A 17981-nucleotide genomic window follows, 5' to 3' on the forward strand; every position below is an offset into this window, starting at 1 on the left:
ACATATCATATTTTTATTATACCCATCCTTTTTTCTTTGTCAACCATTTTTTTACATTTATTGAAGTTTATGTTTTACGTTATTATATTTATAGAGACTACATTCCTTCCCGCCACAGAAAAGCTTATCATCCTGCCAAAAGACGGTCACCACTCTCCTAGAAAACAGGAAAAATCTCTTATAAACATTGACTTTTACCCCTTTTACCCATAAAATAAAATGGTTCGGCCTTTTAATCTCTGGCCGAAGCTTAATCATAGAATGGAGTTAATCATGAGTTTATTAATAGTAGAAAATGTATCTCACGGCTTTGGCGGTCGAACAATTCTAGAATCGGCCTCCTTCCGTTTGCTGAAGGGTGAACACGTGGGACTGATTGGCGCGAATGGCGAAGGCAAATCCACCTTTTTAAACATCATTATCGGCAATATCCAGCCTGACGAGGGCAAGGTCGAGTGGTCCAAGAACGTCACCGTAGGATACCTGGATCAGCATTCTTCCCTTAAAGCGGGTATGACCATCCGTGACGTGCTCCGGGATGCTTTTAAGCACATGTTTGAGCTAGAGCAAAAAATGCTGAGTCTATATGATCAGATGGCCGAAGAAAATGCGGATGTGGAGACCCTTATGGAAGATGCCGGGGAAATCCAGCAGATTTTAGATCATAGTGGTTTTTATATCATTGATGCCAAGATTAACGAAGTGGCCAGCGGTCTGGGCTTGACCTCCATTGGTCTGGAAAAGGATGTAGCCGAGCTTTCCGGAGGCCAGCGGACCAAGGTGCTGCTGACCAAGCTTTTACTGGAGGATCCTTCCATTCTCCTGCTGGACGAGCCGACCAACTACCTGGACTTTGAGCACATTGAATGGCTCAAACGCTATTTGCAGGAATATGAAAACGCTTTTATCCTTATCTCTCATGATGTAGAATTTTTAAATTCCGTGGTCAATGTAATTTACCACGTGAACAACGGTGAACTGAGCCGATATACCGGGGATTACAACAACTTTCTCCACATGCACGAAATCAAGCAGAAACAGCAGGAGCGTGCCTACGAACGCCAGCAGGCGGAAATTGAACGGATGGAGGATTTCATCGCCCGGAACAAAGCCAGGGTCGCTACTCGAGGGATGGCAAACAGCCGTCAAAAGATGCTGGATCGCATTGACGTGATTGAAAAGCCTCGAGAAAAGCCAAAACCGTCCTTCCAGTTCAAAGAAGCCAGAACCCCTAGCCGCTACTTGGTTCAGGCTAAAGATCTAATCATCGGCTATCAGGAGCCTTTGACCCGGCCTCTAAATTTTGAAATCGAACGAGGTATGAAGCTAGCCATCACCGGCACCAATGGTCTAGGCAAAACCACCCTGCTAAAAACCATCTTGGGAAAAATTAAATCTCTTGGGGGAGAGGTGGAATTAGGCGATTACTTGGCTCCTGGCTATTTTGAGCAGGAAGCAGGCCGAGACAGTGAAATCACTGCTCTAGACTATATCTGGGAGCGGTTCCCGTCCTATACCAACGGAGAAGTGCGTTCAGCCCTGGCCAAATGCGGACTGACCAATGAACACATCACCAGCCAGATGCGGGTGCTCAGCGGCGGAGAAAACGCTAAAGTCCGACTTTGCGAGCTCATGCAGAAGGAAGCCAACTGGCTGATTCTCGACGAGCCCACCAACCACCTGGATGTAGAGGCCAAAGACGAATTGAAGCGGGCTCTGATGGCCTACAAGGGTTCTATCCTGCTGGTATGCCACGAACCCCTGTTTTATGAAGACTGGGTGACTAACGTGTGGAACGTGGAAGACTGGACCTTAAAGATTGTATAAGATAGATCTATAACAGAAAATAACAGTTGCATAAAGAGAGCGGTCTTACAGGAAAAACCTGCAAGGCCGCTCTTTGCTTGTAATTTTATTGGTCCTTATGCTTTCTATTTATATATTTTCCCCATTTACCTCAACCTCCTTAACCTCTGCGGTATCCAGAGCACGCTCACACAAGATTTTCGGCGTGATGCTGCACTAAAATACAGGCCTGAAATATGGGACTACCAAGCTAAAGTATCCCGGTGCTGTGCACTCACACTCGTTCTCTCACTGAACTCCAGCATAAGTCCTAGATTCCATCGAAAAAATAATGAATTTTCATAGGTCTCTGGATACAGAATTATATCCCCTGTTTGGGTATCTTCATAAATTTTTTTCCTTGCCTTTTTCGGCGTATTGGCAAATAACCAGTTTTTACGTCCACTATCATAAGGTCGAATACTGTTTTCTGCTGAGTTATTGGATATGGAACATCACCCATCCAAAAGATAGTTTTCTAAGTACTGCTTCTGGTTTATGACATAGGCGACGGCTTTATTATTAAGTTCTTACTTTTAAAGCATAGCAGCAAAAAACTCTGTAATTTAAAGTCAATAGCGGTTTTCCTTTTTTACAGTTCTACCACTTGGGTATATTTTAAAGTACCTGATTTTTTAAAATATTTAAGTTCTAAAGAAACTCCTTTGGATTGTTTTGGGTAACAGATATTTGAAGCAGTAACTACTTTTGTATCAATACCATTTAAAAACTTGTGTTGCTCATGAACTATTTTCGATTGACTGTAATAAGGAGTAGCATATCCTTTTACGTACTCACCTACCTTTAAAGGCGCACTTTGCTTAACAGCTTGATAGGTTTTCTCTGTACCAAATGTATACCCTACCATTCCTTCAACAGTTTTTTTATAACCTGCTGTTATTGATCCAGTAAATTCATGTGCATAAGAAAAGGAGTGGCTTATAGAATCTATTTCGCCATCTCGTTGAGATGGTTTTCCTATATAAAAATTAATTGTTTTTCCATCTACCTGTGTGTAATTTAATTGAGGGTTTTTAAACACCCATTTGTAAGTATAAACATCTGACATCGGAGCTATAGCATCATTTGTGCTTATATTTGAGTCTGCAAAAGCCTGTGAACTCATTGTAAATAGCATCGTGAAAATTAATGCCACTTGCGCTATTTTAGTATAAATTTTCTTATTCATAATTTCGTAATTCCTCCATTTAAATTGAAAAATAGTAAATTGATTGCATTTCACGCTTTTAAGTTATATAACTGGTCAAATAAGCTTGTACAGAAAAAAGCTTCGACAATATACTTATTCAAGTACAGTGTTTCCTTTAATTTTAAATTCGATATTTTTTTGTGTGTTATCTTTCGTTACATATTCTAGTTTAACAATCATTTTATCGTTTGATATATTGTCTATCTTTTCTGAATTTGTTTTTTGAGATGAGAATGTTCCCAAATAAATCTCTTTGTCTTCAATTAAATTACGTCCGCTATTGCTTTCAAAAGACGTCAAAAATAGGGTTTCGTTATTCGACTCTATCTCTAGTTTAAGATTCTTTATATCTAGTGCTAAATTCCCTATATACTCTAACTTCCCAGGTGAAATATATAAATTATTCTTGTTAGTCTGTATAAAGCCATCTGATAAAATCCAATTGCTATTTCCCCCTACAATATTATATAAAGTTTGGCTTTCGGCATTCTCTAAAATAGAATATTTGTGATTTAAATTCATGAAGGCAACCGCGCTGATAATATTGCTTAAAACCAAACAGAAAATAATAATATTTTTCTTCATAAAATTCTCCTTTTTTTAATTTCGCTCATAGTAACCTCCATAAATTCAATATCTACGGGTTTATATATTGTTATTTTGATTCTATCTATCTCATGCTTTAAAACCCCTGGACCAACTAGATATAAAGCTTGATTTGCTGTATATACATCACATAAAATTCTATAATAAATTTGTATATTCTTTTCAACTGGAACTTTTACATAACAAGTAGATTGTAATACCCAAGAATCATTTTGCTTGAAATTGAATTTAGCTTCAAATTCTGCAGTACTTACATTAATTGTAGTATCTGTCGTTACGCCAAAAGAATGCAAAACTTCATTAGCTCCCCTTGCCCTTGGTCCTATAACCCATGACCCGTGTCTAACGCCTCCTGATACTTTTTTTACCTTTTCCATTACGTAGTATGTGCTACTACTAAAAACATTGTCAAAAATTTTCTAAGCATTTTTTCTCCTTTTCAAAACACAATAATATATTTATATTCTAGCAATATCAAATATATTATTTTCAAAGTAAAAAAACAAATTACTCCTTCATTCGCTCATTTAATCCCCCCTCATCAAACACCTTAAGACAACTTATAAATCCAATGTACCTATCAAACATCCAATTGCTGAAACCAGAAATTTAATGAATGAAAGCTACTGTATTGATCATATCTTAAAAAAATTCTTTTTCAACTCCTGTAAGCTGAAATGTGGTTTTATGGGGCTGAAATGTTGCCACAGGGTCCATTGAAATAGTCTATATTACATGATATACTAACTGTAAAAACAAGGGGAATATGGGGGAATTATGAAAGTTTTAATTGTAGAAGACCAAAAAATAGAAGCAGAATTTATAGAAAAAATTGTAATTAAAATCCAAAATACGGAAGGGATTTGGTGCAGCAATGCTGAAGACGCTTTGCTGTCACTCCAAGCACAAGAATTTGATTTATTTATCTTAGATGTGCAATTGCCTGGTGCAGACGGTTTCTCCCTGGCTAAGCAGATTCGCCAACAAAAAAAGTATCAGCTTACACCAATCTTATTTGTCACAGGGTCGAAGCGAAACTCTTTAGAAGCGTTTCAAAAATATCATTGTTACGATTATATTGAAAAACCTTTTGGACAGCAGGACTTATATGACAAGCTCTCCGAACTAATCGAATCTATCTCCTATAAAAAGCAGGCAGCAGCAACACATTCTGCTATAAATTCCAGACAAGAATTTGCCTGCATATCTTCACGAAATGGGGAGTTTTATCTGAATAAAAAACAATTTTTATTTGTTGAAATAAGAAATAGCAATGCAATTTTTTATTTTGCTGACAAGACGATTGAACGATCCGGCGTAAGTTTGTCAGGACTGCTAGAAGATTTTAACGATGAATTTATTCTTCGATGCCATAAGTCCTTTGCTCTTAATATCCGCAACACTCAATGTATTACTGCTGTAAACTACCGCTTATGGTCTGCTTCTTTTGCACAAACAGAAAAAACGGTAGATATTAGCCATAAATATTATGAACTTGTACAACATGCCATGCAGAAATTAGCTGTGAGTTCTGAGGAGGATTAATAAAATGACGATTTGGCAATCTTTTATGGGTACATTAATGGAGAACGCTACTGTCCTAACTCTTATGAGTCTTTTCAGCCCAGTGTATACGAAATCAAAAGGTCGCTTCATTTCAGCAATTATCATTTCAGCTGTCGTTGTAACCTTTGGTGAATATATACACTTACCGATTGTTATTCGTTTTATTGTAAATTACGGGTTTGCCGCCGTTTTCTATTCGCTGTTTTTTCATCGCAAGCTGCAATATACACTATTTGAATTTCTATTTGCAATAGACGTCAGTATAGTCATTGAATTTTTACTTATTGTATTACAAAACTTTTTTTGGCCAGGCAATCTTGAAGTTTGGCAAAGCTTTGTGCATCTGGGCATTCTACTGGGGCTCTCCATCGTCTGCACCAAATTTGTTCGCATGGTAATAAGTTTTCAGGCTTTTTATGAGACGTATCGGCAGAGCTTTTGTTTGGTTACTATCAGCATTTTCGCTGTTCTTTTGCTAGAACTTTTTATTTGGGATACGGCACGATATAGTCTATACGCTAACCTAGGGCTAATTTGCTTGTTTATCTTAATGTGGCTAGTTTTAAACTTTTACTTGCTTAAAGTTCTGGTTACCGATGAGCGCAAAAAGACTTTAGTTTCAGCATATGAACAGTATGAAGAAACTACAGAAACCCTTTTAGACTGTTTGTATTCGGATCAACATGAATATAATAGACACCTGCAAACAATTTTAAGAATGTGTGAGGAAAACGATACAACGAAGACGGAAATCATGACATATGTCATGGAAATGGGACAAAACGAGGATAAAGAAAAACAACAGATCTTTCTTTGTCCTGCCGGAAGTGGGCTGATAAATGGCTTGATTTATACCAAGGCAAAAGAGGCCGCCGATAACAACATAAAGTTGATTCACTTATCAGAGAGCAAGGTTCCTTCTTTTCCTTGTCTCAATTATGAATTGATAGAACTCCTAGGAAACCTCCTTGACAATGCATTGGAATACTTGAAAAAGCAACCTAAAAACAAGGCAAAAGAAATTTATCTGGACCTTGGATATGATCAGGGTAAAGTTTTTATTAAAGTAAAAAATTCTTACTATGCAGCCACTACGGAAAGTGAGTTTTGGGTAAAAAAAGGCTACACGACAAAATCAAGTTCAAAACACGGCTATGGGCTTTACAACGTAAAGCAAATTGTGGCGAAATATAAAGGTGATTTTAATATTTTTACAGAAGCACTGTATATCAACATCTGTATTTATTTTGAGAACTCTAACGGAAAATCAGATTCAATATAATCAATCAAAGGTTGTACGCTTCAATAAGATTTAAGACCGAAGATGTTCACTTTAGTTATAATTTTTTATTGACATATATAGATTATCTATATATTATTGTATAGGCAATCTATATATCAATAATGTAAAATTTATACACTATTGGATTTTTTAAAAAGCATAGAAGTCGTACTAAAATCATGGAGGAGGAAACAAAATGGCTATAGATAAAGGCCTATTATCTGGCAGCACTACAACTCTTATTTTAAAGCTGTTAGAAGAAACAGATCGATATGGATATGAAATGATTGAAGCCCTATCAGAAAAATCGGATCACACCTTTGATTTAAAGGCAGGTACTCTGTACCCGCTTTTACACAATTTAGAAAAAAAGCAGCTGGTAGAATCCTATGAAGAAAAAGCCGGAACAGATCGAACTCGCAAGTATTATCACTTGACACCAAAGGGCAAAAAGGTATTGCAAGAAAAACAGCAGGAATGGATTGTTTATACCAATGCAGTTAATAAAGTGTTGAACGGAGGACTCAGCTATGCAGCCATTTGATGAGATAACAAGATACAGGGACACCGTTTGCCAGCAAATTCGCTGGAAGAAAGCCCAGGTAGGTGTTTCAACTGAAATCGAAAATCACCTCTGCGACCAGCGGGATGCTTACATGGCAAACGGAGACGACGAAAAAAGAGCTACGACCAAAGCCATTACACAGATGGGAGACGCCGTGTGGATTGGCCAAGAACTAGATAAAACCCATCGGCCAAAACCCCAGTGGACTCTAATTGCGCTGACAGGTATCCTCATGGGGATTGGTATGCTGGTGCACTATTTTATTGATACCGCCGAAAGTTCTCACTATACCTTCAGCCCGTTGCCTTTCATAGTGGCCTGGGTTCTGTTTGTAGCCTGCTATTTTATCGATTTCTCTGTGTTCGGTCGATACCCTCTTCAATTCTACATGGCTACTCTTATCCTTTCGATAGCAGGGATTTCATTGAGCACAGCAACGTATTATGGCCAGGCATTCTGGGTGCTAGGACCCTTTTCCATCAGCTTCGCCTATTTGTCCCTGCTCTTTCCTGTTGCCTTTGCTCTACTGGTTTATGCCATGAGGAGCCGAGGCTATTGGGGGATTTTATTAAGCGGTATAGGATTTTTCCCTTTAGCTATAATTTTATTAATGACGCCAACCCTTGTGGGGTTTGTTTCATATACCCTTTCTGCCTTATGTGTGCTGTGCTTTGCCATAAGCCGAGGCTGGTTCAAGGTACATAAAACACGCGGCTTATTGCTTGTGCTCCTGCCAACTTTTACGACACTGACCTTCAGCCTTCTATTCCTAGCACAATATTATACTCAAAGATTTTGGAGTTTCTTTCATCCTGATCAGAATCCATTCGGCACTGGATACGTATATAATCTCATTCGAGACTTTCTATCACAAGCCCAATTCTTTGGCCAAGGTGATTTCCCTGAAAGTGGAGTTGTTCCGGCTAGCTTACCCTTTATTAAAACGGTCTACCCCCTCACCTTTTTAGCGCATCAATTTGGGGTTGTCTTTTTAGCTGTCATCATAGTTTTTTTAGCAATATTTGCTGTCTTCAGCCTATATAAAGCATGGAAGGAAAAGAGCGTCCTAGGCGCCCTTATCGCCCTGTCCATAGCGCTTACTTTTATCCTTCAATGCACATTCTACCTTGCTGCTAACCTGGGCTACGGATTAATCGCGCCCTTGTCCTTACCATTCATTTCTTATGGGAAGTCAGCCTTGTTTCTCAACGCGGCTTTGACTGGCTTTATGTTATCTATATTTCGCACGGGAGAGGCCTATGAAGAGCACCAGATAACGTCCAGAAGAGAATTAGCTTTCATTTCCTACAAAGATGGAACCTTAAGCATCCGTTTAAAAGGTTGAGGACATCGAATTTGCTAAAGGTATACCAGCTGGCGAGACAGTATATCTAACCAAATAACGTGGGTTTTGGCCGGCTTCTTTTGGAAATCGCATAGGTAACAAAAACCCTCTATTGGTTAAATTTGGGTTGACATTTGTGACAAATTCCTTTATAGTAAACACATTGTCGTGTAAAAATTTAACAAAATTAACATGTGCAGAAGCATATGGAAAGGAAGGAAATCATGAAAATTTCACGAAGATTGACCACACTGGGATTGGCTGTTGCTCTGGTGGCCGGATTAGCTGGCTGCGGAGGCGGCAGTTCCTCTGATGTACTCAAGACAGCCCAGAAGAAACTGGCAGACGTGAAGAGCGTAACCTATGAGATGGACATGGATATGGGTTTGTCCGTAGCCGATCAGTCCTTTACCAGCAAAACGCTGGCTACCATTGACTATATTCAAGATCCTCTAGCCATGAAAATTCAGATGTCCATGGACATGGGGGCACAGGGCTCCGCTGACATTACCATGTATGCAGAAAAAGTAGATGACAAATATGTTATGTATATGTCTCCTGACGGCACAAGCTGGATGAAAAACACATCCGATGATGCCAGTGAGTTCGGCATGTACGATGCTCAGGATACCATGGGGGTATATCTCGATGGCTTCACAAACTTGACAGAGGCTGGAACTGAAGCGATCAACGGCAGCGATGCCGTGCGCTATGATGGCGTTATTTCCAAGGATTCCCTGGAAGATGTTTTGACCGCCTCTGGTGTATTAGATCAGTTTGCTCAGTACGGGCTGACCGAAGAGGAACTGGATACCCTTTATGAGGGGCTGGACGATTTGGCTGCTTCCATCTGGATTGACAAGGAAAGTGAGCTTCCCGTAAAGTATACCATGGATATGACCACCCTCATGCAGCAGTTGTTTGCTAAAGTGCAAGAGGGAAGCAATACCAAGAACCTGCCTGCGGATATGAAGGTAGATTCCTTAGTTGTAAGTCTGACCCTGTCTAACTTTAATGGTGTAAAAGCCATTGATATTCCGGCTGAAGCCAGAAACGGTGTCGAAACTGATTTTTAAATACTTACACAGGCTGCCTAAAACAGCCATAAAAACAGAGCCCAAGTGATTGCAGAAGCAGCCACTGGGCTCTGTTTTTTTAAGAATTCAGACATAAGGATATAAAATCCTTCATCTGGTCCGTCAAATATTTGTTTTTGTGATAAATTATTTTGAATTTGCGTTCAAAGCGAATGCCTTCTATCCCTTTTACACACAGGCTTCCTGCTTGGGCTTCCTTTTCTACGGCTCGTTTGGAAATAATTGATATGCCAAGCCCTTCCGCTACAGCCATCTTGATGGTATCCGCATTGTTACAGACCCAAGAAGCCTTCCAAGAGATGTTATGGGCAGCAAGGCCCTCTTCAAACGTTTTACGAGTCCCACTGCCTTTCTCCCGTATGATAAACTCTTCTTTTTCAAGCTCAACGGCAGCTATTGCCGAGAGACTGGCAAAGCGGTGCTTCATACCGCAGATGAGAACCAGTTCATCATCCATGAAAGGAAAGCTAATCAAATCTGGCGAGCTGGTATCCCCTTCCACCAGAGCGATATCCGTTTGATCTTGCAAGATTCGCTTTTCAATCTGCTGGGTATTGCTTTCAAAAACCTCAATAGTCGTCTTGGGATTTGATTTTTTGTAAAGAGAGACGAGCTCAGGCAAGACGTTGGCGCCAATAGTAACGCTTACCCCCAGACGAATAGCCCCATGCTCATGTAACGCTCTCATATCCTTTTCAATGTCTCCATTCATGCGAATCATATGCCGCCCATAGCCAAGTAGTCGTTCACCGGCTTCCGTCAGATATAACTTTCTTGAAAGCCGCTCAAATAACCGTACATCATAATACCTTTCCAGTTCTGCAACAGCTTGGCTGATAGCAGATTGTGATATAAAAAGTTCTTCTGCGGCGGCGGTCATGCTCATATGGTCACAGACGGATACAAAGATTTTAAAGTGGCGCAAGGTCATTTCTCTACCTCCATACATTACTATATACTTATCTATATAATAAGATAATAATATTTTACTTATCAATCGTCAAGCAGTATGATAAAGGGCATGGAGGTGATTTTATTGAAATCTATTATACATAAGCTACCAGGTATTGGTCTTGCAGCCGTTATCGCCATTCCCGCCTGGTTTATCGGCAAAAGCTTCCCGATTATCGGCGGCCCTGTTCTAGGTATCCTTTTCGGTATGCTGTTAGCCTTCTGGAAAAGGCCTGCTCCTTTTAATGAAGGCATTCAATATACAGCAAAGAAGCTGCTGCAATACGCTATTATTCTTCTTGGCTTTGATATGAATCTCTACGACATCTTTAAAGTGGGCGGTCAGACTCTTACGTTTATGATATTTACACTGACCATGGCCTTTACGACTGCTTTTGCCGCAGGGAAGTTACTAAAAGTAGATTCTAAAACCAATATCCTGATTGGTGTCGGCACGGCGATTTGTGGTGGCTCTGCCATTGCCGCAACAGCACCCGTAATTGAGGCCAATGAGGAGGAAGTCGCCCGCTCCATCTCGACTATTTTCTTTTTCAATGTTATCGCGGCCTTTTTATTTCCCTTTCTTGGGCATATTCTTCATATGAGTAGCTCCGACTTTGGCCTCTGGGCAGGCACGGCGGTCAATGATACCTCTTCTGTAGTAGCTGCCGGCTATGCCTTCAGCGACGAAGCCGGTAATCTTGCGGTAATTGTAAAGTTAACTCGAACCTTGATGATTGTACCCGTTACCCTTGGGCTGGCATTTTATACCTCTCGCAAACGGGCAGAACAGCCAGAAGACCTCAAAGGGCATAAATGCTATAATTTCAGAACAATATTTCCTTGGTTTGTAATCGGATTCATCGCTGCATCTATTGTGAATACCTTTCTGCCAATGCCCCAGGAAATAGGAGATTTAGCCCCACAACTAGGAAAATTCCTTATTATTATGGCCATGGCTGCTATTGGCCTTAATACGAATATTATCGAACTGATAAAAAGTGGTGCAAAACCCATTTTATTAGGATTAATCTGCTGGATTGTGCTATCTTTGACGGCCTTAGCTGTCCTCAACCTGCTATAGTAGCTAGAGGTCTGCCACTATTTAATACCTGGTTATGCTCTGCTTGTCATCGGCTGAGGATTATGTCCCATATTTCGCAGGACTGCCAGTCCTGCTTGTCTGGCCGCTGATAGGGACTGCTTTACCGCTGCCGCATCTCCAGAAAAAGAGATAATGACCTCGTTAGTAAAAGCAGTTCCTCTAGTGGAACTGGCATATTTGTTCATTTCTACATTTCCCGCCTTCATGGCGGCATCGGCCATGAGCATGCCCACTGCTGCAGGGGCTCCTACCGTAATGCCAAAAGCTTTTCCTTCTGGTGCGTTAAAAGCTTTACTCAGAGCCTGACTGGCTCTGGCCGTATAGTGGATTTCTACGTGGCCTGCTTCACAAGTATATACATTGCGAAAACAATCTTCCAACTCTTGCAGCATGATTTCCACGGCTTTTCTAGAGTCGGTTACATCCGCCGAGGCGAAAATCACAGAAATTCCGTGTCCGGCTCCGCCCTTGGTGTCTCGACACAACTCGATGCGGGCAATCTCTGCATTGGTAGCCTTTACTGCCGCATCAGCCGCCATGGCATGGGTACCGCCCCCTATACGGGCACTGACCATGCCGATAGACTTGAACTGGGGGGCCAGCGCTAACTCCTGCCGCAGATTTTCGTCCAGATTAGCAATCACAATACCAACCGTATCCCCTATGGCCGTTCCTACAAATTCCGGCAGATTACCGGTCTGACTATCTTCTATCATTATATCTTCCATCATCATTTATATTTCATTCCTATCTCTTTCAATCTCTAACTACTTTTGTTTTTCTGTATATTGATGCGCCATATTTTCTTGTACAGGCTCAATTTAAAAGGAGCAAACAAACCTCGCAAGGAATTTGCCCCTTCTTTTAATTCACATCTTATCCAACAAAAATGTCTAGAAATTCCTTAACCCGAGCTTCCACGTCAGGTGCACCGAAAACGGCAGAACCTGCCACGACCAACTCCACGCCGGCATCAATCACCTCTTTTACGTTGTCCAAGCCAATACCGCCATCGATCTCAATCTCATAGTTTAAACCATGCATATCCTTAATCTGCTTCAGTGCCTCGACCTTAGCTAGAGAAGAAGGAATAAACTTTTGTCCGCCGAATCCCGGATTAACGGACATGACCAACACCAAGTCCACCTCCTCCAAGATAAAATCCAGCGTACTTAGGGAAGTACCCGGATTGATGGATACCCCAGCTTTCACACCTAGGGATTTAATATGCTGAATGGTCCGATGGAGGTGAGGACATGCCTCCTGATGAACTACAATAAACTCCGTCTGGTCGGTGACAAAGTCCTCTATGTACTGGTCAGGATTCTCAATCATCAGATGCACGTCAAAGGGCAGAGCGGTCTTGCCGCAGAGGCTCTTCATTACAGTAGCTCCGTAACTGATGTTCGGTACGAAATGACCGTCCATCACGTCTACATGAATAACTTGAGCTCCAGCCTTTTCAATGAGATGTACCTGTTCCCCAAGCCTAGAAAAATCTGCTGACAATATCGAAGGTGCTAATCTTACCATTTTTTGCTTTTCTCCCTTATTTCTTTTATCTGCTCCACATAAGAGCCGTATCTGCTTTTGTTGATTTTACCTTCCGTAACAGCTTCCCGAATGCGGCAGTCCGGCTCCTTTATATGCCGACAGTTGTCGTATCGGCACTGGCCTAAATAGTCCTGCATCTCCGGATATAAGTGCGCTAACTCCTCTTCATCAGCTTCCAATACCTCAAAGGAGGTAAATCCCGGAGTGTCGAAAAGCATAGCCCCAAAAGCCGTGTCAAAAATCTCCACGTGTCTGGTTGTATGCTTGCCTCTCTTAGTTTTTTGACTGATTTCTCCAGTTTCTGCCGCCACTTGAGGCTCTAGTGCATTTAAAATGGTGGATTTCCCCACGCCAGAAGGTCCTGCCAGGGCACATTTTTTGCCTTTCAACCATGTTTTCAGCTCGTCCATGCCTTGACCCGTTTTTCCACTGACTAGCATCAGTGGATACAGCCCACCATAAATATCCTTTACCCGCTGAAGTTCGGCTTCCTCTGCTAGGTCGGCCTTGTTGGCGCAGAGAATAATCTCCAAATTACTCTTTTCCGCCATAACCAAAAACCGGTCAATAATAGCAAAATTAGGCTGAGGCTGAGTGATAGCAAAGACTACAGCAAAACAGTCCACATTGACGATAGGCGGCCTGATAAAGGCATTTTTTCTGGGCTTTATTTCAGTAATGAGGGCATCGCTGCCCTCATGTAACTGAATTTTCACTTCATCACCTACCGTCACCTTGATGCCGTCCTTTTTAAACAGGCCTCTGGCTTTACACTGGTAGACCTGCTCTCCTGCCTTCACGTAATAAAACCCGGCGATTCCCTTTACTACGGTACCTTCCATCAATCTATTTCTCCCGTATTAAAGTTTACATTCTTTTTCATCTCTACATCATTGTCAAAAAGTACGGTGACGGTGCCCTGTCCGGTACCCGACAGGGAGATAACCTCACTGCCCTGCTCTTTCAGCCGCTGTTCTCTGGTAAAGATATTCCTGGTGCCGGATTCGTCAGAGACAGTTACCGTCAGGAAGAAGACTAGATTTTTAGCATTGCTGAAATCCACGTCTAACGCTACGGATTTTGGCCCGGAAACCTCCGTTCCGGTGCTGACTTTTACGTTGATGGCTTCGCCCTTGTCTACCGTCTCACCTGCGGCAATCTGCTGCCACATAATCTGTCCTTGACCGTAAGCTTCACTGGTGCCTTCGCTGGTCTCACCCAAAGTCAAACCTACTGCTTTCAGTTCCTCTTTGGCCTTCTCCAAGGTCAGACCCAACAGCTTCGGCATGGCTACCGTATCCGATTCACCCCCGCTGACTACAAAGTCAATAGACTTTCCCGGTTTGGCTTCGTCCTCGGCCTCTGGGGTTTGACTGATAACCGTATCCTTCGGCATGTCGCTTTCGCCGATGGTCACATCTCCCACCTCGTAGCCATATTTCTTAATCAGATAGACTGCATCCTCATAACTCTTTCCCACAATATTGGGAACAGTCCCTTCCTTCGCCCCCTTACTGATGCTGACCACCACAACTTTCCCTTTTTTCACCTTGGAGTCTGCATCGGGATTCTGAGAGACAATCTGACCTTCATCGTATTCGCTGTCGTAGACTGTATCGCCCTCTTCCAGCGTCAGTCCCAGAGCGTCCAGTTCTTCTTTTGCCTCAGCGACCGTTTTTCCGGCCAAATCTGGCACGGTGATTTCACCGTTCGCCCCCCAGTTGGACACTAGGTGGTAAATCAAGCCACTGACCGGAATCGCACAGATTAGTGCCACCACAATGGCCGTCACCTTCACCTTATTCAAGCGAACTTTTTTCTTGCCGCCCTTGTTCTTGTCTTTCTTATCCACTTTTCCCGTACTCCCTTCTATAGGAACCGTTCCTGGTTCCTCTTCCGGCTCTGAGTTTCCATAGGCCCGGCTTCCTTCACCAGATCGGCTCCCCAGATAAACGGAATTGCCTACAATGCTGGAAATCAAGTCTACATTTTTTAGTGCCTCCATCATTTCATCTGCTGATTTAAACCGATTGACCTGAATCTTATCCGTTGCCTTCATGATGATTTGCTCCAAAATCGGCGGAACTCCGCTGACCACCTGGGATGGTGGGAGAATATCATTGTTCATATGCATCAGGGCTACTGTCACCGGGTTATCCCCATCGAAAGGCACCTTTCCTGTAATCATTTCGTACATGACAATACCCAGGGAATAGATATCAGATTTTTCATCCACATAACCGCCCCTGGCCTGTTCTGGTGAAAAATAATGAACAGATCCCATGACTGTATCGGCATTGCCCACGATGGTGGCATTATCTACGAATTTAGCGATGCCGAAATCTGTAATCTTGGCCACGCCGTCTTTGGTCACCAGCACGTTGTGCGGCTTCACATCCTTATGTATGATATGATTTTTGTGAGCACAGGAAAGACCAGCAGCAATCTGCTGCCCAATATCGATGGCCCTTTTATAGTCCAAAGGTCCTTCGTCCTTAATGATATCGCTTAAAATCTTGCCTTCTACCAGCTCCATGACGATATAGTTAATATTGCCTTCCCGGCCTACATCGTACACACCTACGATATTGGAATGGACCAGGCTTGCTGCCGCCTGAGATTCCTTTTTGAAATTTTCTACCAGCTTTAAGTCCTTGATGAATTCCGGTTTTAAAATTTTAATCGCTACATACCGGTTCAAAAGCTTGTCTCTGGATTTATATACAACGGCCATGCCGCCTTCGCCAATCTGCTCCAGCAGTTCATATCGGCCCGCTAATACTCTGCTCATATGAAACTCTCCCTTTAGTACTACATCTTTACACAGACTACTGTGATATTATCATTCCCGCCTGAACGGTTCGCTCTGGTAATGAGCTGATTGCACAGTTCGGACATCTGTAAGCCCGATGACAAAATCTCTTGAATTCTGCTGTCCTCTACTTCGCCGTGAAGCCCATCTGTACACAGCAGCAGGATATCATCCTTCATTAACTTGACTTCAAAAATATCCGGCTCTGCCGTCTCATCCCCGCCCAGAGCTCTGGTAATGATATGCCTTTTGTCATGTGTTCTGGCCGCTTCCTCTGTGAGAGCCCCAGATTTGATCAACGTATTCACGTATGTATGATCTTCGGTAATCTGAGTTAAATCACCATTTCTCAGGAGATAGGCCCGGCTGTCGCCGATATTGACGACATAGGCCTTTCTCCGAGTTACATACGCTAAGACCAGGGTTGTGGCCATTCCGCTGTCTTCGCTGCTCTGCCTGGACAGATTACAAATCAGGGAATTGGCCTCCTGTATACATTGTACGAAATAATTTTTAATTTCATCCCGGCCTTTGGCCTGCTTCACTGGATTCCTCTTCACGTAGTCCGCCACAAAACTGACCGCACTGCGGCTGGCCACTTCCCCCGAGTTGTTGCCTCCTACGCCGTCGGCCACAATATAAATTTTGTCCTCCGGAATAACAAAGCAGGAATCTTCGTTATTTTTTCTCTTTAACCCTCGATCACTTTTAAACCCTACTTGAACCATTGTTTCTCCAATTAAGCTAAATTAAGCTGTCACTTCGCACCATTTTACACACATAAAATCCATCTGTCTTATCTATATGCGGCATAAACTGGCGCTCTTCTACTATGCTAAAATTTTTATTCTTTCTTAAAAATTCTTTAATTACATCTTCATTTTCTTTTTTATTTATGGTGCAGGTACTGTACTGAAGAACGCCGCCTTTTTTTACATACTTAGATGCTACCGTGAGAATTTCCAGCTGCTTCACCGGCAGGCTGTCAAATTCACTGACCCGCTTCTTGTACTTGATTTCTGGCTTCCTGCGGATAACACCTAAGCCAGAGCAAGGGACATCTGCCAACACTCGGTCAGCTTTTTCCAGAAGTTCCGAATCCACCTTGGTCGCATCCCAAGGCCAAGTCCTAAGGATGGATACCCCAAGCCGATCAGCCTCCTTGGTAATCAAGGCCAGCTTTCTCAGATAAATATCCGTCGCCACAATCTGCCCCCGATTGCTCATCCGCTCGGCCGCAGCTAATGTCTTGCCCCCAGGTGCAGCACACACATCCACCATCATTTCTCCAGCCTGAGGGTCCAGCATCTCCACGGTTCGAATAGAACTTTCATCTTGAACCGAGAAGAGACCGTTTTTATATAGCGTATCTTCTAAAATCTGACTTCCTTTCGTGACCAAAAGGCCGCTTTGGCAAATCAGACTCTCCTTGATTTCAAAATTTTTCTCCGTCAACCGCCGTATCAAATCTTCCTTGCCGGTCTTCAACGTATTTACCCGGATACACAGTCCCGGATTTCCCTGGGAATGTTTCAAGATTGCTTCTGCTGTGTCTGCTCCATACTGGTCCATCCATAAATCTACAATCCATTCCTCACAGGAATATTTGATAGATAGATATTTTACAGGATCTTCGCTGCGATCCGGCAAGCGAACGGCATGACGACTGCGAATATAAGCGCGCAAAACCCCATTTATAAAGCCTTCCCGTCCCCGGCAAAACTTCTTGGCCAGCACCACACTTTCGTTAACCGCTGCATATTCTGGCACAGAATCCATATAACCCAACTGGTAAATACCCATGCGTAAGACCACCAGATCACTGGTCTTCACCTTTTCGATGTCTCTGGTAATGTAATGCGCGATGATGTAGTCCAACAGCATCTTGTTTTCCAAGACCCCATAGACCAGACTTCGGACAAAAGACGGAGACGAAGGTCTTCCACAGATGATTTGGTGATTTAAGGCCAAGTTAGAGTAGGCATTTTTCGTCTCCACATCCATCAAAGCATGATAAGCTGTCTTTCGATTTGCATCCATCTT

The 17981-nt window shown here is 42.4% G+C and carries 17 protein-coding genes and 1 pseudogene; 7 read left to right on the forward strand and 11 right to left on the reverse strand.

All coding sequences use genetic code 11. The features are described from left to right. Nucleotides 1-273 precede the first annotated feature (273 nt). Nucleotides 274-1827, forward strand: coding sequence for an ABC-F family ATP-binding cassette domain-containing protein (locus Ami103574_RS11650; RefSeq protein WP_163067180.1), 1554 nt, complete (start codon nt 274-276; stop codon nt 1825-1827). A 380-nt stretch (nt 1828-2207) separates the two neighbouring features. Here the strand turns inward: Ami103574_RS11650 and Ami103574_RS11655 are convergent. From Ami103574_RS11655 to Ami103574_RS11670, 4 genes and pseudogenes are all read right to left on the reverse strand, one after another. Beyond that, a pseudogene (locus Ami103574_RS11655) lies at nt 2208-2336 on the reverse strand (IS66 family transposase); the annotation flags it as partial. Between the two features lie 101 nt (nt 2337-2437). Continuing rightward, nucleotides 2438-3034, reverse strand: a complete 597-nt coding sequence (locus tag Ami103574_RS11660; protein ID WP_163067181.1) for a hypothetical protein — start codon at nt 3032-3034, stop codon at nt 2438-2440. 114 nt (nt 3035-3148) lie between these two features. Beyond that, on the reverse strand, nt 3149-3640 hold the full coding sequence (locus tag Ami103574_RS11665; protein ID WP_163067182.1) for a hypothetical protein: 492 nt from the start codon (nt 3638-3640) through the stop codon (nt 3149-3151). Further along, on the reverse strand, nt 3637-4038 hold the full coding sequence (locus Ami103574_RS11670) for a hypothetical protein (protein WP_163067183.1): 402 nt from the start codon (nt 4036-4038) through the stop codon (nt 3637-3639). Before Ami103574_RS11670 ends, Ami103574_RS11665 begins: the two co-directional genes overlap by 4 nt. A 400-nt stretch (nt 4039-4438) precedes the next feature. Between Ami103574_RS11670 and Ami103574_RS11675 the strand changes: the two genes are divergently transcribed. From Ami103574_RS11675 to Ami103574_RS11695, 5 genes are all read left to right on the forward strand, one after another. Further along, complete coding sequence (locus Ami103574_RS11675; RefSeq protein WP_163067184.1) at nt 4439-5206, forward strand: LytR/AlgR family response regulator transcription factor; 768 nt, start codon at nt 4439-4441, stop codon at nt 5204-5206. 4 nt (nt 5207-5210) lie between these two features. After that, nucleotides 5211-6509: a sensor histidine kinase gene (locus Ami103574_RS11680; RefSeq protein WP_163067185.1), complete on the forward strand. Its 1299-nt coding sequence runs from the start codon at nt 5211-5213 to the stop codon at nt 6507-6509. A 196-nt stretch (nt 6510-6705) separates the two neighbouring features. After that, complete coding sequence (locus Ami103574_RS11685) at nt 6706-7053, forward strand: PadR family transcriptional regulator (RefSeq protein WP_163067186.1); 348 nt, start codon at nt 6706-6708, stop codon at nt 7051-7053. Beyond that, complete coding sequence (locus tag Ami103574_RS11690) at nt 7040-8419, forward strand: FtsW/RodA/SpoVE family cell cycle protein (protein WP_246213138.1); 1380 nt, start codon at nt 7040-7042, stop codon at nt 8417-8419. The genes Ami103574_RS11685 and Ami103574_RS11690 overlap by 14 nt, the downstream gene beginning before the upstream one ends. A gap of 224 nt (nt 8420-8643) precedes the next feature. Continuing rightward, nucleotides 8644-9495, forward strand: coding sequence for a DUF6612 family protein (locus tag Ami103574_RS11695; RefSeq protein WP_163067188.1), 852 nt, complete (start codon nt 8644-8646; stop codon nt 9493-9495). Nucleotides 9496-9574: 79 nt separating this feature from the next. On the opposite strand, the gene Ami103574_RS11700 is transcribed toward Ami103574_RS11695, so the two are convergent. Beyond that, on the reverse strand, nt 9575-10447 hold the full coding sequence (locus Ami103574_RS11700) for a LysR family transcriptional regulator (protein WP_163067189.1): 873 nt from the start codon (nt 10445-10447) through the stop codon (nt 9575-9577). Nucleotides 10448-10552: 105 nt separating this feature from the next. On the opposite strand from Ami103574_RS11700, the gene Ami103574_RS11705 reads away from it, so the two are divergent. Then, the gene (locus tag Ami103574_RS11705) at nt 10553-11551 is read left to right on the forward strand and encodes a YeiH family protein (protein ID WP_163067190.1); all 999 of its coding nucleotides are present in this window, start codon (nt 10553-10555) and stop codon (nt 11549-11551) included. 32 nt (nt 11552-11583) lie between these two features. On the opposite strand, the gene pduB is transcribed toward Ami103574_RS11705, so the two are convergent. The 6 genes from pduB to rsmB form a co-directional block, all read right to left on the reverse strand. Continuing rightward, complete coding sequence (gene pduB, locus Ami103574_RS11710; protein WP_163067191.1) at nt 11584-12288, reverse strand: propanediol utilization microcompartment protein PduB; 705 nt, start codon at nt 12286-12288, stop codon at nt 11584-11586. Between the two features lie 160 nt (nt 12289-12448). Next, a complete protein-coding gene (rpe, locus tag Ami103574_RS11715) occupies nt 12449-13105 on the reverse strand; it encodes a ribulose-phosphate 3-epimerase (protein ID WP_163067192.1) in 657 nt (218 codons plus the stop codon). Next, nucleotides 13099-13968: a ribosome small subunit-dependent GTPase A gene (gene rsgA, locus Ami103574_RS11720; protein ID WP_163067193.1), complete on the reverse strand. Its 870-nt coding sequence runs from the start codon at nt 13966-13968 to the stop codon at nt 13099-13101. Before rsgA ends, rpe begins: the two co-directional genes overlap by 7 nt. Next, entirely contained in the window at nt 13968-15917 is a 1950-nt protein-coding gene (gene pknB, locus Ami103574_RS11725) for a Stk1 family PASTA domain-containing Ser/Thr kinase (protein ID WP_163067194.1), read from the reverse strand. Before pknB ends, rsgA begins: the two co-directional genes overlap by 1 nt. 20 nt (nt 15918-15937) lie before the next feature. Beyond that, on the reverse strand, nt 15938-16666 hold the full coding sequence (locus Ami103574_RS11730) for a Stp1/IreP family PP2C-type Ser/Thr phosphatase (RefSeq protein WP_163067195.1): 729 nt from the start codon (nt 16664-16666) through the stop codon (nt 15938-15940). Nucleotides 16667-16682: 16 nt separating this feature from the next. Continuing rightward, nucleotides 16683-17978, reverse strand: coding sequence for a 16S rRNA (cytosine(967)-C(5))-methyltransferase RsmB (rsmB, locus tag Ami103574_RS11735; RefSeq protein ID WP_163067196.1), 1296 nt, complete (start codon nt 17976-17978; stop codon nt 16683-16685). Between the last annotated feature and the right edge of the window lie 3 nt (nt 17979-17981).

The sequence above is a fragment of the Aminipila butyrica genome (genome assembly GCF_010669305.1).
Classification (GTDB): Bacteria; Bacillota; Clostridia; order Peptostreptococcales; family Anaerovoracaceae; genus Aminipila; species Aminipila butyrica.